The sequence below is a fragment of the Nocardia camponoti genome, assembly GCF_014646135.1.
In the GTDB taxonomy this organism is placed as follows: Bacteria; Actinomycetota; Actinomycetes; order Mycobacteriales; family Mycobacteriaceae; genus Nocardia; species Nocardia camponoti.
Window position 1 is genome coordinate 117008 of the sequence record NZ_BMMW01000001.1, and the last position, 24187, is coordinate 141194.

At 65.4% G+C, this 24187-nt stretch carries 24 protein-coding genes; 13 read left to right on the forward strand and 11 right to left on the reverse strand.

The window, feature by feature from the left end; genetic code table 11:
• Positions 1 to 47: 47 nt before the first annotated feature.
• Complete coding sequence (locus IEX78_RS00575; protein WP_188826730.1) at positions 48 to 794, reverse strand: IclR family transcriptional regulator; 747 nt, start codon at positions 792 to 794, stop codon at positions 48 to 50.
• A 199-nt stretch (positions 795 to 993) separates the two neighbouring features.
• Between IEX78_RS00575 and IEX78_RS00580 the strand changes: the two genes are divergently transcribed.
• The 8 genes from IEX78_RS00580 to IEX78_RS00615 all read left to right on the forward strand — a co-directional run bounded on the left by IEX78_RS00580 (position 994) and on the right by IEX78_RS00615 (position 8641).
• Positions 994 to 2034 carry an NrtA/SsuA/CpmA family ABC transporter substrate-binding protein gene (locus tag IEX78_RS00580; protein WP_188826731.1) on the forward strand — a complete coding sequence of 347 codons (1041 nt, stop codon included), beginning with the start codon at positions 994 to 996 and terminating at the stop codon, positions 2032 to 2034.
• A 1-nt stretch (position 2035) separates the two neighbouring features.
• On the forward strand, positions 2036 to 2851 hold the full coding sequence (locus IEX78_RS00585) for an ABC transporter permease (protein ID WP_188826732.1): 816 nt from the start codon (positions 2036 to 2038) through the stop codon (positions 2849 to 2851).
• Positions 2848 to 3585 (forward strand): ABC transporter ATP-binding protein, encoded by a 738-nt coding sequence (locus IEX78_RS00590; RefSeq protein ID WP_188826733.1) that lies wholly within the window; start codon positions 2848 to 2850, stop codon positions 3583 to 3585. The genes IEX78_RS00585 and IEX78_RS00590 overlap by 4 nt, the downstream gene beginning before the upstream one ends.
• Positions 3582 to 4607, forward strand: a complete 1026-nt coding sequence (locus IEX78_RS00595) for an ABC transporter substrate-binding protein (RefSeq protein WP_188826734.1) — start codon at positions 3582 to 3584, stop codon at positions 4605 to 4607. Before IEX78_RS00590 ends, IEX78_RS00595 begins: the two co-directional genes overlap by 4 nt.
• 109 nt (positions 4608 to 4716) lie before the next feature.
• Positions 4717 to 5811 (forward strand): LLM class flavin-dependent oxidoreductase, encoded by a 1095-nt coding sequence (locus IEX78_RS00600; RefSeq protein WP_188826735.1) that lies wholly within the window; start codon positions 4717 to 4719, stop codon positions 5809 to 5811.
• Complete coding sequence (locus IEX78_RS00605; RefSeq protein WP_188826736.1) at positions 5808 to 6980, forward strand: LLM class flavin-dependent oxidoreductase; 1173 nt, start codon at positions 5808 to 5810, stop codon at positions 6978 to 6980. The genes IEX78_RS00600 and IEX78_RS00605 overlap by 4 nt, the downstream gene beginning before the upstream one ends.
• A 15-nt stretch (positions 6981 to 6995) precedes the next feature.
• Entirely contained in the window at positions 6996 to 7724 is a 729-nt protein-coding gene (locus tag IEX78_RS00610) for a class II aldolase/adducin family protein (RefSeq protein WP_188826737.1), read from the forward strand.
• The gene (locus IEX78_RS00615; RefSeq protein ID WP_188826738.1) at positions 7721 to 8641 is read left to right on the forward strand and encodes an ABC transporter substrate-binding protein; all 921 of its coding nucleotides are present in this window, start codon (positions 7721 to 7723) and stop codon (positions 8639 to 8641) included. Before IEX78_RS00610 ends, IEX78_RS00615 begins: the two co-directional genes overlap by 4 nt.
• A 69-nt stretch (positions 8642 to 8710) precedes the next feature.
• On the opposite strand, the gene IEX78_RS00620 is transcribed toward IEX78_RS00615, so the two are convergent.
• Entirely contained in the window at positions 8711 to 8866 is a 156-nt protein-coding gene (locus IEX78_RS00620) for a hypothetical protein (protein ID WP_188826739.1), read from the reverse strand.
• Positions 8867 to 9147: 281 nt separating this feature from the next.
• Here IEX78_RS00620 and IEX78_RS00625 point away from each other — a divergent pair, with 281 nt between their 5' ends.
• Both IEX78_RS00625 and IEX78_RS00630 read left to right on the forward strand, forming a co-directional pair.
• On the forward strand, positions 9148 to 9435 hold the full coding sequence (locus IEX78_RS00625) for a hypothetical protein (protein WP_188828143.1): 288 nt from the start codon (positions 9148 to 9150) through the stop codon (positions 9433 to 9435).
• A gap of 14 nt (positions 9436 to 9449) precedes the next feature.
• Positions 9450 to 10649 (forward strand): GNAT family N-acetyltransferase, encoded by a 1200-nt coding sequence (locus IEX78_RS00630; RefSeq protein WP_229683614.1) that lies wholly within the window; start codon positions 9450 to 9452, stop codon positions 10647 to 10649.
• Positions 10650 to 10698: 49 nt separating this feature from the next.
• Here IEX78_RS00630 and IEX78_RS00635 read toward each other — a convergent pair whose 3' ends face one another.
• From IEX78_RS00635 to IEX78_RS00670, 8 genes are all read right to left on the reverse strand, one after another.
• Positions 10699 to 11955 (reverse strand): serine hydrolase domain-containing protein, encoded by a 1257-nt coding sequence (locus IEX78_RS00635; protein ID WP_188826740.1) that lies wholly within the window; start codon positions 11953 to 11955, stop codon positions 10699 to 10701.
• A gap of 354 nt (positions 11956 to 12309) precedes the next feature.
• Positions 12310 to 15033, reverse strand: a complete 2724-nt coding sequence (locus tag IEX78_RS00640; protein ID WP_188826741.1) for a fumarate reductase/succinate dehydrogenase flavoprotein subunit — start codon at positions 15031 to 15033, stop codon at positions 12310 to 12312.
• Positions 15030 to 15770: an ABC transporter ATP-binding protein gene (locus IEX78_RS00645; protein WP_188826742.1), complete on the reverse strand. Its 741-nt coding sequence runs from the start codon at positions 15768 to 15770 to the stop codon at positions 15030 to 15032. Before IEX78_RS00645 ends, IEX78_RS00640 begins: the two co-directional genes overlap by 4 nt.
• A complete protein-coding gene (locus tag IEX78_RS00650; protein ID WP_188826743.1) occupies positions 15767 to 16597 on the reverse strand; it encodes an ABC transporter permease in 831 nt (276 codons plus the stop codon). The genes IEX78_RS00645 and IEX78_RS00650 overlap by 4 nt, the downstream gene beginning before the upstream one ends.
• Entirely contained in the window at positions 16594 to 18015 is a 1422-nt protein-coding gene (locus IEX78_RS00655; RefSeq protein WP_188826744.1) for an ABC transporter substrate-binding protein, read from the reverse strand. Before IEX78_RS00655 ends, IEX78_RS00650 begins: the two co-directional genes overlap by 4 nt.
• Positions 18016 to 18045: 30 nt before the next feature.
• On the reverse strand, positions 18046 to 18273 hold the full coding sequence (locus IEX78_RS00660) for a 4Fe-4S dicluster domain-containing protein (protein ID WP_188826745.1): 228 nt from the start codon (positions 18271 to 18273) through the stop codon (positions 18046 to 18048).
• A complete protein-coding gene (locus tag IEX78_RS00665; RefSeq protein WP_188826746.1) occupies positions 18273 to 19049 on the reverse strand; it encodes a GntR family transcriptional regulator in 777 nt (258 codons plus the stop codon). Before IEX78_RS00665 ends, IEX78_RS00660 begins: the two co-directional genes overlap by 1 nt.
• Before the next feature lie 203 nt (positions 19050 to 19252).
• A complete protein-coding gene (locus IEX78_RS00670; RefSeq protein WP_188826747.1) occupies positions 19253 to 19930 on the reverse strand; it encodes a PaaI family thioesterase in 678 nt (225 codons plus the stop codon).
• Between the two features lie 144 nt (positions 19931 to 20074).
• Between IEX78_RS00670 and IEX78_RS00675 the strand changes: the two genes are divergently transcribed.
• On the forward strand, positions 20075 to 20725 hold the full coding sequence (locus IEX78_RS00675) for an HAD family hydrolase (protein ID WP_188826748.1): 651 nt from the start codon (positions 20075 to 20077) through the stop codon (positions 20723 to 20725).
• 84 nt (positions 20726 to 20809) lie between these two features.
• The gene (locus IEX78_RS00680) at positions 20810 to 21616 is read left to right on the forward strand and encodes an IclR family transcriptional regulator (RefSeq protein WP_188826749.1); all 807 of its coding nucleotides are present in this window, start codon (positions 20810 to 20812) and stop codon (positions 21614 to 21616) included.
• Here IEX78_RS00680 and IEX78_RS00685 read toward each other — a convergent pair.
• A complete protein-coding gene (locus tag IEX78_RS00685) occupies positions 21613 to 23313 on the reverse strand; it encodes an FAD-binding dehydrogenase (protein WP_188826750.1) in 1701 nt (566 codons plus the stop codon). The two genes, IEX78_RS00680 and IEX78_RS00685, sit on opposite strands and share 4 nt — an antisense overlap.
• A 209-nt stretch (positions 23314 to 23522) precedes the next feature.
• Between IEX78_RS00685 and IEX78_RS00690 the strand changes: the two genes are divergently transcribed.
• Complete coding sequence (locus IEX78_RS00690; RefSeq protein ID WP_188826751.1) at positions 23523 to 24179, forward strand: cutinase family protein; 657 nt, start codon at positions 23523 to 23525, stop codon at positions 24177 to 24179.
• Positions 24180 to 24187 lie beyond the last annotated feature (8 nt).

The window sequence follows — 24187 nt, forward strand, 5'->3', positions numbered from 1 at the left end:
GGTGGAAGTACCTTCCGCACCTGGTTTCTCGCACCGTGCGCGAAGCGTTAGTCGGCGGCGAACTTCGCGGCGATGTCGGCGGCGGTCACCTTCGCCAACTCAACGAAGAACGGCACTCGCTCGTCGATCATCAACGTCGCTGGCCCGCGCATGCCTAGCGCGAAGCGGCACGCACCTTGGGCGTCGAGGATCGGCACCCCGATTGTGCGGAAGCCCGGATCGAGTTCGCGGTCGTTAAACGCGTACCCCCGCTCGCGGGTGCGGGTGAGTTCGGCGCGCAGTTCCTCAGCCGACGACACCGAGCGTTCGGTGCCCTCTTCGTAAGGGAGCGAACGCAATTCGTCGTCATCGACGTCCGACCAGGCAAGCAGCGCCTTGCCGAGCGCGCTCGCGTGCAGGGGCAGGCGAACCCCTTGGAGCTCGTGCCCGTCGCTTTCGCGCCACCGACTCGTGCCGAGTAAGACCGCGTGAATGCCCTGGCGAATCGCGACCGACCCCGTTGCGCCGGTGGTGGCCGCCAACTGCTCAAGGAACGGTTCGGCGAGGTAAATCCGATGCTGGCGGTAAGCGATCTGCCCGTACTCGGCCAGCGCCCCGCCCATGCGATAGCGGCTCGACGTCGCGTCCTTCTCCAAAAAGCCAGCCTGCACGAGCGCGCCAAGCAAGCGGTGCGTTGTGCTCACGGCCAGTCCCTGCGCACGCGCGACCTCCGAAACGCCGCGTTCCTCGCCGCCGCGAAAGCAGTCGAGGACCGAAAGGGCGCGGGTGACGGTCTGCACGCTGGACGATTCCACCGTTTGAAATTAGCACAGGAAACGTCAGCGGCAGCCGCAAGCCTTTCCGATATGCGGAAAGCAATGCGCCGCAAGCGCGGTAGACCCCGCGCTACCGTCTTGTCAAGCTTTCCGATCCACGGAAAGGCATACCTCGTTTGTCACCGTCTTCGCTTCTACGGTGCTCCTAGTCGTAAACATCGTTCGAACAGGAGCATCCATGTCCCGCAGGTTGTCGACCTTCTCGCGAGTCGCGTTCGCACTCGCCCCTGTCGTCGCGCTTGTCGCGGCCTGTGGCTCCGGCTCGACGCCCGGCTCCAGCGCCAACGAGCCAACGATCGTGCTCAAGGTCGCCGACCCCGGCAACAGTGGCGCGCTCGCGGTCGGCAAACGGGATGGCACCTTTGATGCCGCGTTGAAGTCCCTCGGCGCGAAAGTGCAGTGGGTCAACATCACGCCCGGCTTCAGCTCGAACCTGAAGTTGTTCAACACCGGCGAACTCGACGTGTCCGGCGCGGCGTTCAGCCCTGTTGTTGGTGCGCTGTCGAAGGACGTCGGCGTCAAGATCGTCGCCGTCGCCGACCCCGCTGGTCTCGACCAGGCGGGCATCATCGTGAACCCGGATTCGGGAATCACGTCGGTCGCCGGGCTGGTAGGCAAGCGCGTCGCGGTGAACCCGGCGGGCAAGGGCGAATACATCACGCTCAAGGCGTTGCAGTCGGCCGGTGTTCCGGCAGACAAGGTCACGCGAGTTCCGTTGCAGCAGAAGGACGCCGCGTCGGCCTTCGCGACCGGCAAGGTCGACGCGTGGGCCTCGTTCCTCGTGCCGTACCAGGAGGCTAAAGCCGCTGGTGCCCGCGAGATCGTGACCGAGGGGTCGATCGGCTCCAAGGACAACACCGTCGTCGTTTTCCGTACCGAGGTACTTGACAAGCACCCCGCCGTCGCCGCGAAATACCTTGAGGTACTTCAGGGTTTGACCGCGAAGCAGAAGGCGTCGCCCGCTGATTTCGAGAATGTTTTCGACAAGACCGGCCCGCGCGCACTGTCCGGTGACCGCCTCGCCGACGCGATCAAGGTTGGCGGCCAGGTGACGATTCCCCGCCTGCCACGCGAAGCCGACTCCGTCGCGCTCGGTGACGTCGTGAACGTCTTCGCCGACAACGGCGTGATCAAGAATCGCATCACCGCGGCCGACATTTTCTACGACCTCAAAGCCAAGCTGAACGCCGAACAGCTTGCCGCAGTGAAGGAAAAGTAGCGTGACCACGCTGGAGTTAGCGCCGCCGCGTGCGCGGGTGGTGCGCGCGCGGCCCCGGTGGCTGTCACTGTCGTTGCGCGCACTACTGCCAGCGCTGCTCGTTGTCGGCTGGTGGGCGGGCACGGCGAGCGGCGCGATCTCGCCTCGCGTGATCGCTGGACCCAGCGCGGTGTGGTCGGCGTTTACCGAACTTGGTCGCAGCGGCCAACTGTGGGACTTCGCCACCGCCTCGTTCGGTCGCGCGGCGGCTGGCGTGGCGGTCGGGGTCGCGATCGGCCTCACGCTTGGTCTCGCGTCAGGTTTGTCGAGTCTCGGTGAGGAACTGCTTGATTCGACGTTGCAGATCGTGCGGGCGGTGCCGTTCCTCGCGCTGGTTCCGCTGTTCATCGCGTGGTTCGGCATCGATGAGGGCTACAAGATCGCGTTGATCGCGGTCGCGACCGTGGCCCCGATGTACGCCTACACCTACCTCGGCGTGCGCAACGTCGATCGCAAAATAGTCGAAGCCGCAAGGAGTTTCGGCCTCACCGGACCGCGACTTGTCGGCGAGGTTATCATCCCGTCGGCACTGCCCGGCATTCTAATGGCGCTGCGGGTGTGCTTGTCGATCAGCATCACCGCGCTCATCGCCGCCGAACAGGTCGGCACCCGCGAAGGCGTCGGCTACCTGGTCACCTTGGCCCAGGAATACAACCGCACCGACTACATGGTGTTGTGCGTTGTCCTTTACGCGCTGCTTGGTCTGGTGTTTGACGTACTCGTTCGGCTCGTTGAGCGATTCGCGATGCCGTGGCGGAAACAGGTGGCGATCCGATGACATCGGTATTGGTGAAAACAGACACACCCGTTGCGGTTTCGATTAACGGATTGCGAAAGTCCTTCGGCGAGAAGACTGTTCTCGCTGGCATCGACCTAGAAATCCGACGCGGCGAGTTCGTTGTCCTGCTCGGGCCGAGTGGCACCGGCAAGACCACACTGCTTCGACTGCTCACCGGACTCGAAATTCCGGATGGCGGTGAGGTTCTGGTGCCATCGCGCCGCACGACCGTCTACCAGGAACCGCGCCTGATCCCGTCGAAGCGCGTGCTGCCGAATGTGGTTGTCGGGTTGCGGCGCGGCAAAGTGACACAAGAAGCCGGGTTGCGTGCGCTCGCCGAAGTCCAGCTCGACGGCAAAGCGCGACAGTGGCCCGCGACGCTGTCGGGTGGCGAAGCGCAGCGGGCCGCGTTGGCACGTGCCCTGGTCCGCGAACCCGAATTGCTGCTGCTTGACGAGCCGTTCGCCGCGCTCGACGCCCTCACCCGGCTGCGAATGCAAGACCTCGTCGGCGACCTCGTCGCACGACATCAACCTGCCGTGCTCATGGTCACCCACGACGTCGACGAAGCCATTCGCCTCGCCGACCGGGTGATCATCCTCGACAACGGCCGCTTCGCCATCGACGAACCCATCGCGCTTCCGCGCCCCCGCGACCACGCCGATGCCGAAACCCTGCGCTACCGAACGCGTTTCCTCGCCCAGTTGGGCGTTGACACAAGGAGCAAGTCATGACTGAGACCCTCTGGTACACCCGCTGCCCCGTGCCGACCGCCAGCGGTCTCGCGCACAGCCTCGGCTGGCTTGGCGACACCGCCGACGACGCAGGCCTTGAGTTCGGCGTCTTGCAGGACGCGGGCCCCGAGCTGGCTGGGCACCACTTCCTGCACGACCTGTCGGGGTTGATTCGCGAAGGCGGCAACGTGCCCGCGATCGCGGCGCGCGCGCAGGGTTCGCCGACCCGCCTTATTGGCCTGACCTGGATCGATGAGGCGCAGGCGATTCTCGTCGGCCCCGATTCGACGGTCGACGGACCGGCTGCGCTGGAGGGGTTGCGGATCGGCGTGCCCGCGTGGGCCGACGATCAGGCGCGCAGCTTTCCCCGCGCGATGGCATTGCACGGTTTCGCGAACGCGCTGAAGCTGGCTGGCCTGACGCTCGCTGACGTGCGTGTCGTTGAGTTGGCGGTCGAGCGAAACCCGCAGGTGCGCACTGAGATTCAGGATCAGCGTCGCTCGACCACCTGGGGTGTTGACGAGCTGCTTGCCGGCAAGGTCGACGCGATTTATGTGAAGGGCGCGCGGGCGCGGGAGGTCGCGATCGAGCACGGGTTGCGGATCGCGGTCGATTTGGACACCGCGACAACCAAGCGCGGTCGCGTGAACAACGGAACGCCGCGCCCGATCACCGTGCACGCTGACCTGCTGGAATCGCGCCCCGAAGTGGTCGTGGGGTTCCTCGCGCAGAGCTTGCGTGCCGCCGATTGGGCGGCGGGCAACCTCGACGGCGTGCGGGAAGTGTTCGCCCGCGAAACCCTTTCCGGCCCAAGCGGAGTCATCGCGGCATACGGCGAGGATTTCCACCGTGGGCTGCACCCGTCGCTGTCAGAAGAGCGCGTCGAGCTGCTTGGCGTGCAGAAGCAGTTCCTCTACACCCACGGTTTCCTGGCCGCCGACTTCGACCTGGACGCGTGGGTCGCGGCCGAGCCGCTTGAGCGCGCACGGGAAATCGTTGCGGCAGAGAGGGTTTCGGCATGAGTGCGCTGCATCAGGGGCGTCGGCTCCTCGGACAGCGTCCCACGGCGCACATCGCCGCAGCCGCGCGCTCGGGCGTGAGCGTCCTCGGGCGGATCGAACGAGGTGTCGCATGACGACGTTTCACTGGCGACTCCCCACGCGCGGTGATGGTCGACGTGCCAACCCCGCCCTGCGCGGGCGCGGCGGGTTCGGGCCTGCTGCGCCCACCACTATCGCCACTGACCTGCGCCCCGGCGTGTTCGGCCCCTTCGATGACCTCGCGCAGGTCGTCAACGCCGCCGAACTCGGCGGCTTCGACGGCGTGCTCGCGCCCTACGATCCGCTCGGCGAAGAATCCTGGATTGTCGCCGGGGCCGCGCTGCGTGCCACCCGATACAGCCGCGTCACGGTCGAGTTCCAGCCCGCGTTCGGCACGCCCGTTTACGCGGCGAAGGTCTCGGCGACGCTGCAACGGCACTCGGCTGGTCGCCTGAACTGGCGCATCGCGGTCGAGACCGACGAAGCCGAAGCCCGCAATCGCGGCGACCGCGTCACCGGTGATGCCCGCTACGCGCGCGCCAAGGAATTCCTGACCGTCGCACGTGGCGTGTGGAACGAAACCGATGTTGCGGCAGCAGGTTTCGCGGGCACTGGATTCGATTACGCGGGCGAGTACTACAACGCGATCGACGGTGGATTCCGCGGCATCCTGTCGGGCATTCCGTTCCCAACGGTGTACCTGTCCGGCACCTCGTCAGCGGCACTCGACCTGTCAGCGCAGGCAGGCGACGTCCACGTCTTCACCGAGCAGCGCGACGGAATCGACTCGCTCGCAACAGATCTCACCGAGCGCGCGACCAAAGCAGGCCGCGACGTGAGGCTCGCACTCGAACTGCCCATCATCGCCCGCGAAACCGAAGCCGAAGCATGGGCGCGGGTGGAACGCCAGTGGGGCGAACTCGACCGCCCCGACGCGGCCAACGATCACCGGCTAGACAGCACCCGCTGGGCTGGCTTTGCCGCGCTCGGCTACGACCAGCCGATCGGCCTCGTCGGCAGTTACGAGCAAGTCGCGCAACAACTCTCGCAGTACCAAGCGCTTGGCATCGACGAGTTCATCCTCGCGGGCCACCCGAACATCGAGGAAGTTCATCGGGCAGCCGAGCACCTCCTGTTCCTTGTCGACTCGAATCGCACCCTCGCCCGAGAGGAACTCACCGCATGACCGTCGACGTCTACTGGCGCATCGGCATGGAAGGCGACCACGCCTCCCTGCGCACCCCGCGCCGCTACAACCGAGGCAACGCGGGCACCTACGGCCCCGGCAACATCGCCCCCGCGATTCGTGGTGGGGGACTGGATGATTACACCTACCTCGACCACGTCGCCGCCGTTGCGAAAGCATCGGAATCGGCCGGATTCCTCGGCGGGCTGCTCCCGTCGTTCCCGGTCACCGACGACCCGTGGGCGTTCGCCGCCGCACTCGCCGCCGAGACCAGCACCTACCGGTTCATGGTCGCCTTCCAGCCCGGCTTCCTGCACCCCGTGCAAGCCGCACGGATGTCGGCCAGTTTGCAACGCGCGACCAACGGTCGCCTGGTGTACAACATCATTTCCGGCGGTGGCGGCCCGGCCCAATTGTGGTGGGGCGACAAGGTTTCCCACGACGACCGGTACGCGCGGACCAGCGAATTCCTCGACGTGCTGCGTGGCGTGTGGGACGGTGAACCGTTCGATCACGCTGGCCGCTTCTATCAAACCGAAGGTGCCGCGTTGCCGCCCGGACTGGCCGGTCAACCCTTCCCCGAGGTGTATTTCAGCGGGTCGTCCGGTGCGGCGGTGGCCGCTGCTGGCCGCCACGCCGACTACTACCTGTCTTGGCTTGAGCCCTTCGCTGACCTGCGCGCCAAGTTCGACGGGGTGCGGCGCAACGCGGAAACCCTCGGCCGCACACCGAAATTCGCGGTCCGCATCGACATCGTCGCCCGCCACACCGAAGAAGCGGCATGGGCCGAGATCGAAAAGGGCTGGGCCTTCGTCGACCGCGATGCGGCTAATCGTGCGGCACAAGGGGATTCGGTCGGCGCGGCGCGTATTTCGGGCTGGGTGCCCGAAACCATCACCGGCTACCGCGACCTCGAAGTCCAACCCAACGTCTGGTGCGGCTTCAGCCTGATCCGTGGCGGCCCCGCCTTCGGCCTCGTCGGCAGCTACGAACAGGTCGCCCAACGTCTCGACGAACTGCTCGACCTCGGCGTCGACGCCTTCATCCTCGCGGGCAACCCGCACCTCGAAGAGGCCTACCGCGTCGGCGAGGAAGTCCTCCCGCTGCTTGGCCGTTCCCGCTTCACCCAACCTGACGCCCCCGCTTCCGTCCTCGCGACCGCACGTTAGAAAGAGCGAAAACCCATGACTACCACCGAAACTCGTCCCGTCGAGCTCGACGATGCGACAACCACCTTCATCGCCGACGCCACCCGCGCCGCCGAAACCGCCTTCCGCGTATTCCGCGAAACCGGCACCGTGACCGGAAACGGCACCGTCAATTTCGTCGAGCGTATCCCCGGCAAGGAACTCGCCATCGCGCTCAACGCGCCCGGCCCGTGGGCCGAGAACCAGGCCGTCGAACCCGTTGTCGCCACCTTCGACGGCGACGTCGTCTCCGGCACCGGCTCGGCAGGCTTCGTCACCGGCTACGCCAAGGTCTTCCGCGCGCACCCCGAGATCACCTCGGTCGTGCACGTGCACAGCCCGTGGCTCGGCGGCTGGGCGCAGACCCACCGCACGCTGCCCATCCGCTACGCCGCGTCGCAGCGCCTCACCCTGTCGCGCGAGATTCCGCCGCACATCGACCGCACCATCGGCGCTGGCGACTTCATCCTCGACCGCCTCGAATCCGACCCGCACCTGGTCGCGATTTTCGAAGCCAACGGTGGCGCCAACGTGATCGGCCGCGACGGGCTGCTTGAGCTGGCGAAGTTCGTCGTGCTCCTCGAAGAGGGCGCGCAGTACCAGGCGATCGCCGAAACACTTGGTGGCTCAGTCGAATTCGATCCGTCGAACCTGGCGGTGCAGTGGAAGCGCAGCGGGCTCGCTGACGAAGCGCGTCGCCTCGGCCTGATCGGGGACGCCCGATGAGCCTGCGCGTCGGATACTTCCCGCACAACAACTCACTTTTCGTCCTGCGTCACCTCGGCATCCTCGAACGGGCACTGCCCGACGTCGAGTGGGTCGACCTGCGCGAGTTGCCCGCGCCGCCGGACGTCGACGTGAAAACCGCACTGCCAAGCGAGCATTCGGACTGGTTGTTCACCGATGGCGGCTATGACGTGATCGGCACCGGCTTCACTCCGCCGCTCACCGCGCTCGCCAACAACCGCGACATCGTGTACCTCGGCATCTCGGGCCCGCGCGTGGAAAACGGTCGCCTCGTCGCTACGGCGGCGAGCGGCATCACCTCCGCCGCTGACCTCAGGGGCAAGCGCGTCGGCATCGCGCACGGGTCGTGGCAGACCACCCTGCTGTTGCTCGCGCTCGATCGAGTTGGGCTGGGCTGGAACGACATTGAACCCGTCGACGTCGACGTGCGCGGCGGCGGCAACGCGCTGCTCAGCGGCGACCTCGATGCCTGGGTCGGCACCTACCCCGGCCTGCGCGACGTCGAAGCGGCGACCGAGTTGGTGACCCTTGTCGACACCGCGTCGCTGTTTAGTCACCCGTCGCTGTGGTTCACCCGCCGCGACCTCGTCGATGACAACCCCGACGCCGTGAGCGCGGTCCTTTCGGCACTCGCCGAGGCCGACGCGTGGATCATCGCCAACCCACGCGAAGCGGCGAAGTTCTTCGTCGACGACGCCAACGCGCACGGGCTGCCCGCCGACCTGGACGCATGGGAAGCCGCGCTGCGCGGCCGCCCGTTCGGCATCAACCCGGTGACCGAGGAGTTCCTCGACGAACAGCAGGCAGCGGCTGACCTCCTGTTCGCCAACGGACTGCTGCCCAAGACCGTCGACGTGCGATCGGCCGCGCTGCCCTGGTTGGGTGCCGCGGTTTAGGTAAAGACACGAACAACGATGCCCGATACCTAATTGGTACCGGGCATCGTTGGCGTTTGCTGGCGGGGTCTAACGAACCAGTTGGGGCAGGTGCGGGTCGGTGGAAACTGGACGGATACGGCGAGATTCAAACCAATAGGTCAGCGAAACCGTGGCGTACGAAGCGAGCACCACGGCCGCGGTCATCAACAGAAACGCGACGATCAACCCGAGTACAAAACTCATGTGCCCTCCTCGCGATAGGGTGGATCTGCGATAAAGGTGGTGGTCAGCGCCTCGTCGCGCCGAGAATGAACGAGCCCCGCGTAATCGATCCTAGGTCCGTGCGCCGCGTTGGGCACGGTCTGACAGGTGTGACGCCGCCCATTTTATTAGCGGAGTGTCTGCTGGATCACAGTTGGGCCCTGAGGTTGAATGTTCAATGGTTTGGGTTTCACCGCGTCACGAAGTTCTCGTCAACGGCTTTTACTCCACGAGCAACCGACGAAGGAGCACCGATCGTGAGCATGATCCTGGCTGTGTCGGACAGCGTCAGCGCCGTTTTCGCGCAGGTGGGCAATCCAACCCCGGAGGCACCGCCGATGGCGGAGAAGGTCTTGCAGTTGGGTCGTTACTTCACCTGGATGGTGCTGCTTTCCGGCGTTACCGCGATTACGTATGGCGGCGGCCGGTTCGCCTGGGAGAAGTGGAGTGGTGGCGGGTTGCAGTCGCCGAAGATGATCGCGAGCGCGATGGCGGGCGGCGCGGTCGCCACTAGCGCCGGGACCATCATGAACGCCGTGATCGGCGGCTAAATAGAGTTGGTCGCGTGAGCCAGATCCACGTGACCACCCTCGACCTCGACGACGACATCCGCGCCGCCAACCGGCTCTTTCGCACAGCGATGGTCGGGTTGCCGCCCATTCCCGCAGATCAGGACCACCTGTGCGAGGTCGGCCGCACGCTTGGCGCGCATCTCGATGGACAGCTGGTTGGCACGGTCGACTCCTACACGAGTTGGATGGCCGTCCCCGGCGGTACGCGGGTGCCGCACGCGGCGGTCACGCATGTGGGTGTGCTGCCGACGCATACGCGTCGCGGGGTGATCAGCACGTTGATGCGGGCACAGTTGGCCGACATCGCCGCGCGCGGTGAGGTTGTCGCGAGTTTGCGTGCGTCGGAGGGCGTGATCTACGAACGTTTCGGTTACGGGATAGCGAGTTCCTATGCGCGACTTCGGCTTCGGAAGGTCTCCGCTGCTGTGCGTGAATCGGTTGCCGCCGCTGGACCGGTGCGCTTTGTTGATCCGGTCGAGGCATGGAAAACCTTCCCCGCGCTGTACGAGCGGCTCACGCCCAGTCGCGCGGGTGCGATAGCGCGGCCGCACTATTGGTGGGCCGGGCAGGAGCGATCGGCGCAGGGCGCGGTCTACACGATGGTGCACGGGGAGCCCGGTGCCGCGGACGGGTTCCTGCGCTACCACGCCGCGCATTCGGCGAATTGGTTTGCCGAGCCCGATAAGACCGTCGTTGTCGACGACCTGGTTGCGTCGACTCCTGCCGCGTTTGTCGCGTTCGTGCGACACCTGCTGTCACTCGATCTCGTTCAGACGATCGTTTTCGCTGGTCTCCCCGTGGATACGCCATTGCGGCAGTTGTTGGTAAATGAGCGGGCCCTCGAGGTTGAGCGGGTGCGGGACGAAACGTGGCTACGGCTCATTGACGTCGAGTCCGCGCTGTCGGCTCGGGGGTACCGCAACGCCGCACCGGTGGTTGTCGAGGTTCGCGATGCGTTGCTGCCCCACAATTCCGGGCGGTACCTGATTACGCCGGACAAGGTGGTGCGAACCGACGACGCCGCTGACTTATCGGTGGAGGTGGCGGCACTATCGGCCACCTATCTCGGGGCGACGTCGTGGGCCGACCTCGTTTTCGCTGGACGTGCTGTCGAGGTCACTGCGGGCGCTGCGTTGGCGGCGGACGCGCTGTTTACCACTGATCGACTGCCCTTCAGCGGGACACACTTCTGAGAAAGGTGTTTGGCTCAACGCCAACGGGTGACGCTGCGATGCGTGGCAGTCAGCGTGGGTTTTTGGCGTCGAACGGCGGGCTGGTGATCGGCGGAAGCGCGTTCGAGATCTGCGCCACGAGTTTCCACGGTCGGTCGGTGTCTGCCGTTGACTTTCCTGAGGTGAGGATCGCGCCCGACAGGGCGCGCGCGGGGTCGGCCCAGCCATACTGGGTTGTCAATCCGCTTCTGCCGAAATGGGTTTCGGTGTTGCGGCCGAATTTGCTGCGTTGGCCGCCGATTTCGAATCCGCCTCGGCTCACCCGGCCGCCGACGCGGGGGAGTGGGGCGTCGGGGGCGATGGCGGTGCGCAGCGTGTCGGGGTTGAGGATGCGTACTCCGTCGAGTTCGCCGCCGCGCGTGAGGATTTCGTAGAAGCGGGACAGTTCGTTGGCGGTGGTGACGAGGTTGCCGGAGGGGAGTTCGGCGGTCAGGAACGCGCCGGTGGTTGCCTTGTCGGTCTTGCTGAAGCCGTTGCCGACGGCTTTGCCGGTGAGGTAGGTCTGGACTCGCGACGGCGGCGGACCGGTTTTCACGCTCTGGACCACCTGCGCGACGTCTTCGGCGTTGACGCCAAATCTGTTCCAGCGGAACCCAAGTGGGTTGAGTACTTGCTCGGTGAGGTGGTCGTTCATTCGTTTGCCGGTGACGCGGTGCACGAGCAGTCGTTGGACGAGCCCGGCGGTGAGCGCGTGGTAGATGCGGAAGCGGCGGCGCGGCCAGCTCGGCTTGAGGTCGGCGAGGGCGGCGGCGGCGAGGTCTTCGTCGAACACGACCGCTGAGCCGGAATACCCTGCGGGCAGGAACGGGATGCCAGCGGTGTGGGCGAGGATGTCGCCAATGGTGATGTGCTGCTTGCCGTTTCGCTGGAACTCGGTGAGGTAGTTGGCGACCGGATCGTCGAGCTGGAAGAACCCTTGCTCGATCAGCATGAACATCACCGTCGCCGCGACCCCTTTCGCCGTGGAGAACCCGCAGAAGGGTGAGTCGACCGTGAGCGCTTCGGTAGGAGCGTCGGCAGCGGCCCCGGGCACGTTTCCTTTCGCGTGCCCAATGCTGCGATTAAGCAGCACGGCCCCTTCGCGCCTGACACAGACCTGAATGGCGGGCGTAGTCCCGAGCCGATACCACTCGAGAACCGCCGCCCAGATCCAGTCAACAACGAGCGGATCGACGCCGACCCCGAGCGGGTCATCCTCTTTCCCGACGTCAATGACACTGTCGAGGTCGGCAGGAACCGCAACGAGATTGTCTACGCCGAAACTCATGCCCCCACTGTAGGCGCGGATTGGCCACCGCCAATCAAGATCACCACGCTACTGCGGCGGCATCGCCTGAGTGGCTTTCGCCACCAGAGCGTGGTGATCTTGGTGTTGGTGGTCGACCAAGATCACCAGGCTCTCAGGGAGGCATCGGCCGAGTAGGTTTCTGCACCATTGCCTGGTGATCTTGGTCAGTGGGGGCGGTTGCGCGGGGAAGAGGCGCAATCTGGGCCGCATGGGGTCGGTGGAGTGCTGAGCTGGTTCGGTTCTTGGGGTGCGCGGAGGCGGGTCAATCGCGGGGACGCTGCCGACTGCGCACACCAAAGGTGACGGGGAGTCATAGCTAAACCTGGCGTTTCGTCATGGGGTGCTCAGTTCTACCGGGCGCGCATCCGGCGACAGGCCTGCGGCAGTCAAGGCTCGGCGGGCGTACGCGCGGACGTCGGCGTCGGGGTCGGTCACTGCCGAGGACAAAGCGGACAAAGCGGCAGCGTCGTCTTGCCACGTTGTCAACGTCAGTACTGCTGCCTTGCGGACGTCCAGGTGTTGGTCAGACAAAGCGCCGGCCAACACATCAACCGCGGTCGAAGACGGTGCCGCGGCCAAGCCCCGTGCCGCGCCTACGCGAACCTGCCATGCCGAATTGCGTAGAGCCGCAGATAAAGTGGTGATGTCTTCCGACTCCACGCCCACCGCCGCGTGCGCCGCCAAAGCTGCCGCGCGCACCAGGGGATCCGCGTCCGAGGTCAACGTGCGGATCACCTCGATTCCGCCCGAGCCGATCGACGCCAAACCGTGCGCGACGGTAATGCGGACCTCGCGGTTCGCATCGCCAGCGATCGACGCCACCGAAACCGCGTCGTCCAGCGAAACCAACGCACGCACCGCCTCGATCCGCACACGATGGTCCGAGTCGGCAAGTGCCGCACGGTAATCCGCCGCCGAACCCGCCTTCAACGCACGCAGCAAGTCGACCACCGTCGCACGCACTAGGGGGTCAACCGACGTCAAGTGGTCGGCAAGAGCGCCCGCACCCGGCAGCACCTCAACCAACTCACGCAAACTCTCCGTCGCCGCGCGACGCACCGATGCCGCGTCGTCGCCAAGCGCACGCACCAACTCCACCGCGAAACCCTCGGGCGTGTTCTCCGTCAACACCGACAGTGCCGCGACCCGAACCACCGGATCAGCGTCGGCCAGGAACACCGAAAGATCCGACACCGCAGGCGAATCCAACGCGAGCAACGTGACCAACTGCGGCGACGACGGCGCGCTAGGCGCGGCGGCGACACGCGGCGGCGCGGAGTTCGCTGGTGCCCGCGTCCCGACCAGCGACGGCTGCGGAATCACTTCTTCGATCGGCGACGCCGACGGCACCTCATCCAACCCGGGCACCGCAACCAAATACGGTGCGACAGAACGCTTCACGAATTCCATCTCGCCATCGGCGCGCTTGCGCAAGTTGAGGTGGAAGTTCCACGACTCATCGTCACGATCCGGAATATCGGCACGGTCGTGGTACAAACCCCACCGCGACTCCGTGCGCGTCAGCGAACTCCGCGACGCCATTTCCGCACAATCGCGAATGAACTGCACCTCGACCGCACGCATCAATTCGTGCGGCGTGACCGCGCCGATCCCGTCGACCTCAGCGCGCATCCGCTCAAAGGTTTCCACCGCGATCGACAACTTCGCCGCCGTCTTAGGCGGTGCCACATAGTCATTCACGAATCGACGCAACTTGTATTCAACCTGCGTCTGCGGCGGACCTTCCGGCTGGCGCAACGGCCGATAGATCAACTCGTGCGCCTCCGCCAACTGGTCAGCGGGCAACGAATCCGGCGCGTCAACGGAAGCAAGCGTCGACGCGGCGTGCGCACCGGCAAGGTCGCCGTACACAAACGCGCCAATCATGTAATTGTGCGGCACACACGCCAAGTCGCCCGCCGCGTAAAGCCCCGGTACCGTGGTGCGCGCGTTCTCGTCAACCCACACGCCCGACGCGGAATGGCCACTGCACAACCCGATTTCGGAGATGTGCATCTCGATATCGTGCGTGCGGTAATCGTGCCCGCGATTGGCGTGGAACGTGCCACGCGTCGGCCGTTCGGTGGTGTGGAGAATCGATTCAAGCGTCGAGAGCGTCTCCTCGGGCAGATGCGACACCTTCAAATAGATGGGCCCGCGCGCGGATTCGATCTCTTCCTTGACCTCGGCCATCATCTGACCCGACCAGTAATCCGAATCAACGAAGCGCTCGCCTTCGGCGTTAACCTGGTACCCCCCAAAGGGATTCGCGACATAAGCGCACGCGGGCCCGTTGTAATCCTTGATCAGCGGATTGATCTGGAAGCACTCAATCCCCGACAGTTCCGCACCAGCGTGATAGGCCATCGAATAGCCGTCGCCAGCGTTCGTCGGATTCTCGTACGTGCCATACAAATACCCCGAAGCGGGCAGTCCAAGTCGCCCACACGGCCCGGTCGCCAAAATCACCGCTTTCGCGGCCACCTCAACGAATTCGCCTGTGCGCGTGTTGAATGCGGCCGCACCAACCGCACGCCCGCCCGACGTGAGCACCCGCACCGGCATCAACCGGTTCTCAATCCGAATCCGCTCGCGCATCGTGCGCTGCCGCAACACGCGATACAGCGCCTTCTTCACATCTTTGCCCTCGGGCATCGGCAGCACATACGACCCCGACCGATGCACCCGTCGCACCGCGTACTCGCCGTACTCGTCCTTTTCGAACTTAACGCCATACCGCTCAAGCCGCTGCACCATCGCGAAACCCCGTGTGGCGGTTTGATATACCGTCTTCTGGTTCACGATGCCGTCGTTGGCGCGAGTAATTTCGGCGACGTAATCCTCGGGTTCGGCCTTGCCGGGAATGACCGCGTTATTCACGCCGTCCATCCCCATCGCGAGCGCACCCGAATGCCGCACATGCGCCTTCTCCATCAGCAGCACGTTCGCGCCCTGCTCGGCGGCCGTCAGCGCGGCCATCGTGCCCGCGGTGCCACCGCCGATGACGAGCACGTCGCAATCGAGACGCATACGGTCGGCCAGTTCGGGAATGTTCACAGCGACTCCATCAGGGTATTGCGCAGGTCAGCACGGTCGAGCGGCTCGCGCGGCGCGGGCACGGCGAAGACGCCGCGCAGCGCGCCATCACCGAGGACGGCGATGCGGTCGCCGAGCAGCAGCGCTTCATCGAGGTCGTGGGTGACGAAAACGACCGTGGTCGGGTGAGCCTGCCAGGTGGCGATCAGCAGGCGTTGCATCTCAGCACGGGTTTGACTGTCGAGGGCGCCGAACGGTTCGTCCATCAACAGGGCGCGCGGCGAGCCAGCGAGGCTGCGCGCCAACTGAACTCGCTGGCGCATGCCGCCGGAAAGGTCACGCGGCAGGTAGTCGGCGTAGTCGACGAGACCGACCTCGCCAAGCCAGCGCAGTGAAGCGGCACCGCGCTCAGCGCGGGGAACGCCCCGAAGACGAAGTGCCAGTTCGACATTCGCGCGTGCGGTCCGCCACGGCAGTAGCGCGTCGTCTTGGAAGACCAGCGCGCGGTCGGCCGACGGCCCACGCACCGGCGTGTCGTCAGCGAGAATCGTGCCGCCGCTCGGCTGGCGCAGGCCCGCGATCGCGCGCAGCAACGTCGACTTGCCGCACCCGGACTTGCCGACAAGGACGAGGATCTCGCCCGGGGTCACATCGAGATTGAGTTCGCGCACAACGGTTTTGGGACCGTAGTTCACGCGAAGCCCGTCCATGCGCAACCCCATCCCGGCGGTGTGCTCAACAAGAACCGAGGTCGTCATGCGGTCACCTCTCGCGGGAGCCAACGGGTAATGCGACGGCCAGCCAGCTCGACAATCCCCGACGTGGCGAAGCCGAGCACGCCGATGGTGATCATCCCGACGAACACCGCCGGGTAGTCAACAACGGTGTAGGACTGCCACGTCCGGTAGCCGATGCCAAGCCGACCCGAAATCATCTCGGCCGAAATCAAGCAAATCCATGCGACGCCCATCCCCACGGACAGGCCGCTGAACACGCCAGGCAGGATGCCCGGCACGACGACGCGGGTGATCACTTCCCGCCGCGACGCACCGAGGGTGCGAATGGCGTCTTCCCAGATCGTCGGCAATGCGCGGGTGGCGTGCCGGGTACTGACCAGGACGGGAAACAGCGACGCGGTGAAGGTGATGAACACGATCCCCGCCTCGTCGGTGGGGAACAGCAGAATCGCGACCGGCACCAACGCGATCGCCGGGATGGGCCGGATCAACTCGGCGAGCGGCCCGAACGTGTCGGCGAGTAGCCGCGACCGCCCAAGCCCGATGCCAGCGGCAACGCCGACAACGGCGGCGAGACCGAACCCGGTGACGATGCGAATGAGCGACTGCGCGACATCGAGAGAGAACTGACTCGTACCGAGGTGCTGACCGAACTCCGCGACGATCTCACTCACCGTCGGCAGGGTGTCAAAGCGCAACCCGAACCGAACATTGCCTGCCGTGAGCAGCTGCCACGCACCAAGCGCGACGAGCACCGACGCAACCCGCAGCGCACGCGATCGCCACACGGAAGCCGTTGGGCCAACGGCGTTTTCATTCGAGACGGGTTCGGCGACTACCGCGCTCATCCGCGCACCTCCGTAACCGCCTGCTCATAGCTCACCGCGACCGCACTCGGGTGCGCCGCCCGGTACCGATCGGCAGCAGCGGGGGTGGTGAAGGGCAGGTAGCGCGCGCCCTCGCGCAGCCAACTTGCCTTGTCAGCGAACCAGCGCGTGCCCAGCTCGGCGTCGGGCACGTACACCGCGCGCACGGTCTTGCCCGCGGCCTTCGCCGCCTGGACCCCACGCAGCAGGCACGTCGGGTCAGCGCTGGGCGTCGGCGCTGCCGCACCATCAAGCCAGATTTCACCCGCGAGCGCCGAATCCGTCACGGCGACACCACAAGTCGTGTCCTGCCCGGTGACCTTGCTCGGGTTGGTTCGCTCGGCCAACGCCGTGTCGTAGTTGCCGTGACCCGCGAACGCCTGCCGCAGCGGACCGTCCTGCACGAACTTGTCGATGTCGAGTTCGGCGAAGTCACCGATGCTCTTGAGGTAATTGACGTCGTCCTTCAACGCGGCGATCAAGCTCGGCTTGAGCGTGGTGTCGAAGCTGGTACCGCCGGGACCGTTGTAGAGGTACACCACCTCTTGCGGCAACCCGGACCCCTTCGCCACCAGATCCGCTGCCTCGAACGGCTTTTCGTTGAGGAACCGCGTCGCGTCGAGCTGTGCGGCAAGGAACGCTTGCAGCACCTCGGGATGTTCAGCGGCGTAAGCGCGACGCGCGACTACCCCGTGGAACGTCGGCACATTCAACTCGGCACCGTCGTAGAGCAGCTTCGCTTTGCCTTGTTGCACAAGCAAACCCGGCCATGCGACGAACTGCGAAAGCGCGCTCACCTGATGCGATTCCAGCGCCGTCGCACCCACCTGCGGCTGCTGGTTGAGCACCTCAACACCCTTGACCGGGTCGACACCGGCGCGGGTCAACGCCTGCACCAGCGTGCCGTGACCGGCGGACCCAACACTTGCCGAAATCTTCTGCCCAGCGAGGTCGGTGAGGCTGCGCGCTGGCGAATCAGTGGGGACAACAACCATATTCAGCGCGCCCTTGGGGTTGTACCCGGTGATCGAGACCAGTTCGGTGCGCGAACGCTCGTTGGCCTGGGTGCGTGAACCGTTGATCAGCAGCGGGTAGTCGCCCATCGAGCCAATGTCGATCTTTTCCGCGACCATCTGCGCGGTGATCGGCGCGCCGGTGTCGTAGTCCTGCCACTCCACCTGGTACTTCGCGCCGCCCCCTTTGGTGAGGTCGTTGAGGCGAGATTCCAAGTACCCCTTGGCTTTTAACAGCGTTCCTGCCGTGACGGTGTTGATGGTCTTGGACTGGTAACCAATGACGACCTTGACCGTGCCAGCCTCGGTGGAAGAGCTGGAGTCGAGTGAACAGGCCGACGCGGTGAGGGCAACAGCGAGCAAAGCGGGAAACAGCGAAAGCTTCATGCGAGCGATTCCTGAATTCTGGAAAAAGGGTCAGCGGAGCAAATAGGGCATGTTGACGGTCACGGCACCGGTGGGACAGCGCGCGGCGCAGGGCCCGCAGTACCAGCACTCGTCGACGTGCATGTACGCCTTGCCCGAATCTTCCTTAATGGCAAGGGAATCCAGCGGACACATGTCGACACACAGCGTGCAGCCGGTGATGCAAAGGGATTCGTCGATCGTCACGGGGACGTCGGCGCGTTGGGGAACGAGCGCCATCAGAGGACCTTCCATTCGGGGGTGCTGCGAGTGAGGCTGCCGCGCATCGTGATTCGGTCACCGCGCATGCGGATGTATTCCAAATCGACAGGGCGGTTGTCATCGAGGTGAGTGAGGCGTTCGAGCATCAGCAGGGGTGCGCTCGTCGGCACATCGAGGGTGGTCGCCGTATGTGGATCTGCCGCAACAGCTTCCAGTGCGATTTCGGCACCGCCGAGGGACTGACCGGTCACCTGTTCAAGGAGGACGAACACATCGGTCGTCGCGAGATCGTGCGCGAGCACTTCCGCGCCGACGTCGGGCGCGAGGTAGGTGAGGTCGAGGCTCAGCGGCAATTCCGCGAGGTAGCGCAGGCGCTCGATGTAGACCACCTGCGCGCCCGGGTCGAGGTCGAGTCGACGCGCCACCGCAGGGGGCGCGGTGATGAAGGTGGCCGCGCGCACCTCATTGCGGACAGTGCCGTGCTCACGCAAGGTTTCCTGCAAACCGAGCAGCGCGTCGAGGCCGTGATCGAACTTACGGGCCGCGACGCGGGTGCCGACCTTGGGCGCGCGATCGATAAGCCCCTCATCGCGCAACAGGCCAAGCGCTTCCCGCACGGTGTTGCGCGACGCGTTGTGCTCGGCGGCCAGCTCGTTCTCAGTCGGCAGGCTGCCGGTGAGCGAACCCGCCAGAATCTGGTGTCGCACGATGTCGGCGATGCGGCGTGCCCGATCGGCGCGCGCACCGCCGCCTCGTACCTGACCTGTTTCGCCTGGCGAATCGCTGACCTGCATAGATAGCGACGATAGCGGCACTTACGCGGCCAGTTCAGCCCAGCGAACCGAGGCCGAAATCAGGGGATGTTTCTCCGCCAGTCGGGCCAGGTCGCCGATCGCTACGACCTGCGTTGCTCGGGCGGCCCAGCGCTATTGCGCCACCTTGGCGTTGGCGGCGGGCATTGAATTCACGCGGATTCCAATGCTGGGAGCATTGCTCGTTACGGCTGACCAGGGTTGAGCACGATGAACAGCCCATGCGCCTCGGCGCAGAGCCGCTCGCCGTCATGCAGCGTGGCGCGCAGGTACACCTTGCGGCCGTCGCGGCGTTCGGCCCACGCGCGCAGCGTCAGCGGGGTGTTCAGCGGCGTGATCGAGCGATAGTCGACCGTCAGCGACGCGGTGCGCGTGATGTCTTTGGTGTGCACGGCGGCGGCCATGCCGATGAGATCGTCGAAGGCAAGCGCGATGTGACCGCCGTGCGCGGCACCGTTGCCGCCAAGGTGGAAGGTGCGGAAAACCACTTCGGCGACAACACCTTCGGTGGCACTCGCGCTCGACACCGTGTACGGCGGCAGCGTCACGTTGCCGCGCGCGGGCAGGTCGGTGCGACTCCAACTCGGCGACGACCACTCGTCAACAACACCGGCGTCGAGGCGCGCGTTGAGCGCTTCCAGCGTCGCGATGGCGTCCTTCGCCAATTCGTCGGACGGACTGATCAGGCGCACGCGGTCCATCAGGTCGCGGGTGCGCTCGATGAGGTCGCCGTAGAACTCGCCGCCAGCCGGACCGTCGGTGACGTTGTTCTTGCCCGCGGAGATCAGCTCGGCGATCGGCCGGAACCCGCCCTCGTGATGCTCGGCGTTGGGTCGCGAATTGTCCGCCTGTGTATCGTGCATGTGGAACACGTTATCGCTGTCGAGCTGGACATTCGCACACGGGACGACTCCTTTTCGCCCGGTGTGTCGCGCGTCACTGGCCAAGCTCGTCTCTCGATTAGGATCGACAACGACACCGGCATCGGCGGCGAAAGGCCAAGACGCATGAGTATCGCGGCGGTAATTTTCGACATGGACGGCGTACTGATCGATTCAGAACCTGTGTGGGAGAAGGTCCGTCACGATTACGTGGTCTTGAAAGACGGCCGCTGGCAGCCCGACGCGCAACGCAAAATGATGGGTATGTCCACCGACGAGTGGGCCGCCTACATGAGCGACGACCTCGGTGTCGCCAAACCGCTCGACGCGATCTCGGGCTCGATCATCAACCTCATGGCCGCCCAGTACCTGCATCACGTTCCGGCTATTCCGGGCGCGGTCGACGCGGTGAAGCGCCTATCCACCCAGTTCAAGCTGGGGTTGGCGAGTTCGTCGCCCGCGACGCTCATCGATCTCGTGCTCGACCGACTCGGTCTTATCGACGATTTTTCCGCCGTCACCTCAACGGCGGATGTCGGCAGCGGCAAGCCGTCGCCCGACGTGTACCTGGAAACCGCGAAGAAGTTGACGCTGAAACCAGCGCAATGCGCCGCCGTCGAAGACTCGACCAACGGACTCATCTCGGCGCACGCGGCGGGCATGCGGGTGATCGCGATTCCGCGCCCGGAATTTCCGCCAGCACCCGACGCGTTGGCCCTGGCTGACGTGGTACTCGACAATATCGACCAGCTCACCGCTGAGGTCATTACTGGCTAACCCGCCACCCTCGGGCGAAATGGTGCGTTCGCGAGGCTTCGCGCTCTAGTCTGTTAGCGCTACGCACGCTGTGGAGGGTGAATAATGACGGTCGAGATCGTGGCCGAGTCGGCGGTACCTGTCGGGTTGCCGCCCGCTTCGATGATCGAACGGATGACGCTCATCCTCGACGCCTTCGACGGGGCAACGCCCACCCTCACCCTGCTCGGGCTGGCTGAACGCACGGGTCTGCCCCGGTCGACCGTGCATCGCATTCTCGACCAAATGATCCGATTGCGTTGGCTCGCACACACTCCCGGCGGTTACCGCCTCGGCCTGCGCGTGCTCGAACTCGGTGGGCTCGCCGCCGAACACAATGAGTTGCGTGAAGTGGTGAGCCCGCTGCTGTACGACCTCAGCCAGCGCACCGGCCTCGTCGGCCACCTCGCCGTGCTCGACAACCGCGAAGTGCTCGTGCTCGAACGCGCGGGCGGACGTTCGCGGTCGGCGATCCCCACTCGCGTCGGCGGCCGACTACCCGCGCACTGTACGGCGGTCGGCAAGGCCCTGCTCGCCACGCTCGACCCCGGTGTCGCCGAAGCGTCACTGCGCGCGGGCACCGGGCCGCGTACCCCGCATTCGATCAACGATCGCGTTGAACTGCACCGCGAATTGGCCCGTATTCGCAACCGCCAGGGTGTCGCGGTCGACACTGAAGAACTCATGACTGGCGTTGGGTGCGTCGCCGTGCCGATCCGGGGACGCGGGGTCGCGCTCGCGGCAATCTCGTTGTCGGGCACCGTCGATGGAGAACGCGCCGCGCTCGACACAGTCCGCCTCGCGCGGGCACTGTCGGAGGTAGCGACCGAGGCGGGGCGCGCGTTGGCACCGCGCCAGGGTCGCCTCCGCTAGCTTCCGGTCGCCGCCGCCATCGCACGGCCAGCCGCACGGCCCGAGAAGATGCAGCCGCCGAGGAACGTTCCTTCGAGTGCGTTGTACCCGTGCACGCCACCGCCGCCGAACCCCGCGACCTCACCCGCCGCGTAGAGCCCGTCGAAAACCGTTCCGTCAGGACGCAACACCTGCGAGTCCAGATCAGTTTGTAAGCCGCCCAAGGTCTTTCGGGTAAGCACGTTCAAGCGCACCGCGATCAACGGGCCGTGCGCGGGGTCGAGAATGCGATGTGGCTTCACTACGCGACCCGCGCGATCACCAAAGTACTTGCGCGCGTTCGTGATCGCCGCGATCTGCGCGTCCTTGGTGAAGGGATTGCCGACCTCGCGGTCACGCGCGACGATCTGCCGCTCCAGCTCAGCGACGTCGAGCCGCGGGCCGCGCGCGATCTTGTTCATCCCGGCGACCAGCTCAGCAAGGGAGTCGGCGACGACGAAGTCGACCCCGTGCTCTTTGAACGCCTCAACCGGTCCGGGCGCACCCTTCGCGAGGCGACTACGCAGCGTGAGCTTGAGGTCCTTGCCGGTGATGTCCGGGTTCTGCTCCGATCCCGACAGCGCGAACTCTTTTTCGATAATCGACTGATCCAGCACGAACCACGAGTAGTCGTACCCGGTCGACAGGATGCGCTTCATCGTCTCGTTGGTGTCGAAACCGGGAAAACACGGTGCGGGCATGCGGATTCCGGTGGCGTCGAACCACAGCGACGACGGGCCGGGGATGATGCGAATGGCGTGGTCTGGCCACACCGGGTCCCAGTTCATGATGCCTTCGGTGTAGTGCCACATGCGGTCGCGGTTCACCAGCGCGGCACCCGCGCTTTCGGAAATGCCAAGCATGCGCCCGTCGACGTAGGCGGGAACGCCGGAGATCATCGTTTCCGGGCACGGCCCGAGGCGCTCGGTGGGCCAGTTGCGCCGAATCAGGTCGTGCGCGTGCCCGATCCCGCCGGAACTCACCAGCACCGTCGGGGCGGCAAAACTGAAGTCGCCCACCGCATCTCGATTCGATGCGAAGCCGCGCTCGGTATCGCTCGGTGCCAAGACGGTGCCGCGCACCCCGGTAACGGCGCCGCTGTCGTCGGTGACGAGTTCGTCGACCTGATGACGGAAAGCGAAGCGCACCAATCCTTTTGCCTCGCCAGCGAGCACCGGTTCAAGGAAGACGCGGACCACCTCGGGGCCAGTTCCCCACGTCAGATGAAAGCGCGGCACCGAATTGCCGTGTCCGTCAGCTAAACCGCCGCCCCGTTCGGCCCAGCCGACCACCGGCGTCGACCGCCAGCCCAGCGCACGCATGTAGTCGCGCTTCTCGTCGGTGGCGAAGCGCACGTACGCGCGCGCCCACTCGCGTGCCATCCGGTCTTCGTCCTCGCGATCGAAACCGGCCGAACCGAGCCAGTCCTGCAAGGCCAGTTCAAACGAATCCTTGATGCCGAGGCGACGCTGCTCGGGGGTGTCGACCAGGAACAGTCCGCCGAGCGACCAAGACGCCTGCCCGCCCAGGTTCGCCCGGTTCTCCTGGTCGATGACCAGGACTTTTCGGCCAGCGAGGACGAGTTCATGCGTGGCGACAAGGCCAGCGAGGCCCGCGCCAACGACGATCGCGTCGGGGGCGAAGTCGCCTTCGGAGGTCTGCTCAGTGGTGCTCGACATGCCCCAGAAACTAGCACCGGCGGCATTGTTGGCGGCACTAATAGCGATAGTGCGAAAAGAGACGTACTCGCCGCACAAGCGATGCGCGCCGTGTGCTTACTCGATGCTGAAATCCGGGTATTCAACCACATGAGCGAGCGCGAATGTTGTTGCGGCAGACGCGAATCGCTCTTTCTTTATTCTCACAACGGCGTGAGTGGGTGGCCATCATGTTCAACCGGAAGGTATTTCGTATCGTCGCAGTTCGCACACTATCGGTGCTGCTACTGACCGTCGGGATCACAACAACGACCAATCTAGGCGCGACGGCGTCGGCGCAAAACTATTGCGCCACTATCGATGTCGTCGTCGCGCGAGGAACAACCGAACCTGGCTATCTCGGCGCCGCCGTCGGCGACCCGCTTTATGGGGTGCTAAGCAGCCAACTTTCGGTCGACACTTCGGCATATCGGGTGAATTACCCGGCCGATCTGCTTGTCCCGACGTCGGTGAGTGACGGCACCCGCGACATGGTGACCCACGTGATCAACCAGGCCGCCGCGTGCCCGGATCAGCGGTTTGTGCTCGTCGGCTACTCCCAGGGCGCCGCGGTGACGCACGCGGTGCTCGGCACGCCAGCGATGATGATGCTGCCCGGCATGTGGGTGCTGCCCGCTGAGTTGTCGTGGCGGGTAACAGCGGTGCTGCTGTTCGGTGACCCGTTACGGCTGGTAGGGCAGGGCGTCGCTGGCGCGTACGCCGACCGCACCGCCAACTACTGCACCTCCGGTGACCCGATCTGCGCGGGCGGGATCTTCCCCGCCGCACACGGGAGCTACCAGTGGGCGTTCACGTCGGCGACGGGGTTGGTCGAGTCGCGGCTCTAGAAGCAGGA

Bases quoted from the DNA above. Each gene is read 5' to 3' on its own strand.
- IEX78_RS00590 (WP_188826733.1), top strand. From the start codon at position 2,848: ATGACATCGGTATTGGTGAAAACAGACACACCCGTTGCGGTTTCGATT.
- IEX78_RS00665 (WP_188826746.1), bottom strand. From the start codon at position 19,049: ATGCAGGTCAGCGATTCGCCAGGCGAAACAGGTCAGGTACGAGGCGGC.
- IEX78_RS00690 (WP_188826751.1), top strand. From the start codon at position 23,523: ATGTTCAACCGGAAGGTATTTCGTATCGTCGCAGTTCGCACACTATCG.
- IEX78_RS00685 (WP_188826750.1), bottom strand. From the start codon at position 23,313: ATGTCGAGCACCACTGAGCAGACCTCCGAAGGCGACTTCGCCCCCGAC.
- IEX78_RS00620 (WP_188826739.1), bottom strand. From the start codon at position 8,866: ATGAGTTTTGTACTCGGGTTGATCGTCGCGTTTCTGTTGATGACCGCG.
- IEX78_RS00615 (WP_188826738.1), top strand. From the start codon at position 7,721: ATGAGCCTGCGCGTCGGATACTTCCCGCACAACAACTCACTTTTCGTC.
- IEX78_RS00675 (WP_188826748.1), top strand. From the start codon at position 20,075: ATGAGTATCGCGGCGGTAATTTTCGACATGGACGGCGTACTGATCGAT.
- IEX78_RS00655 (WP_188826744.1), bottom strand. From the start codon at position 18,015: ATGAAGCTTTCGCTGTTTCCCGCTTTGCTCGCTGTTGCCCTCACCGCG.
- IEX78_RS00610 (WP_188826737.1), top strand. From the start codon at position 6,996: ATGACTACCACCGAAACTCGTCCCGTCGAGCTCGACGATGCGACAACC.
- IEX78_RS00635 (WP_188826740.1), bottom strand. From the start codon at position 11,955: ATGAGTTTCGGCGTAGACAATCTCGTTGCGGTTCCTGCCGACCTCGAC.
- IEX78_RS00580 (WP_188826731.1), top strand. From the start codon at position 994: ATGTCCCGCAGGTTGTCGACCTTCTCGCGAGTCGCGTTCGCACTCGCC.
- IEX78_RS00680 (WP_188826749.1), top strand. From the start codon at position 20,810: ATGACGGTCGAGATCGTGGCCGAGTCGGCGGTACCTGTCGGGTTGCCG.
- IEX78_RS00600 (WP_188826735.1), top strand. From the start codon at position 4,717: ATGACGACGTTTCACTGGCGACTCCCCACGCGCGGTGATGGTCGACGT.
- IEX78_RS00625 (WP_188828143.1), top strand. From the start codon at position 9,148: ATGATCCTGGCTGTGTCGGACAGCGTCAGCGCCGTTTTCGCGCAGGTG.
- IEX78_RS00645 (WP_188826742.1), bottom strand. From the start codon at position 15,770: ATGACGACCTCGGTTCTTGTTGAGCACACCGCCGGGATGGGGTTGCGC.
- IEX78_RS00650 (WP_188826743.1), bottom strand. From the start codon at position 16,597: ATGAGCGCGGTAGTCGCCGAACCCGTCTCGAATGAAAACGCCGTTGGC.
- IEX78_RS00605 (WP_188826736.1), top strand. From the start codon at position 5,808: ATGACCGTCGACGTCTACTGGCGCATCGGCATGGAAGGCGACCACGCC.
- IEX78_RS00595 (WP_188826734.1), top strand. From the start codon at position 3,582: ATGACTGAGACCCTCTGGTACACCCGCTGCCCCGTGCCGACCGCCAGC.
- IEX78_RS00660 (WP_188826745.1), bottom strand. From the start codon at position 18,273: ATGGCGCTCGTTCCCCAACGCGCCGACGTCCCCGTGACGATCGACGAA.
- IEX78_RS00670 (WP_188826747.1), bottom strand. From the start codon at position 19,930: ATGCACGATACACAGGCGGACAATTCGCGACCCAACGCCGAGCATCAC.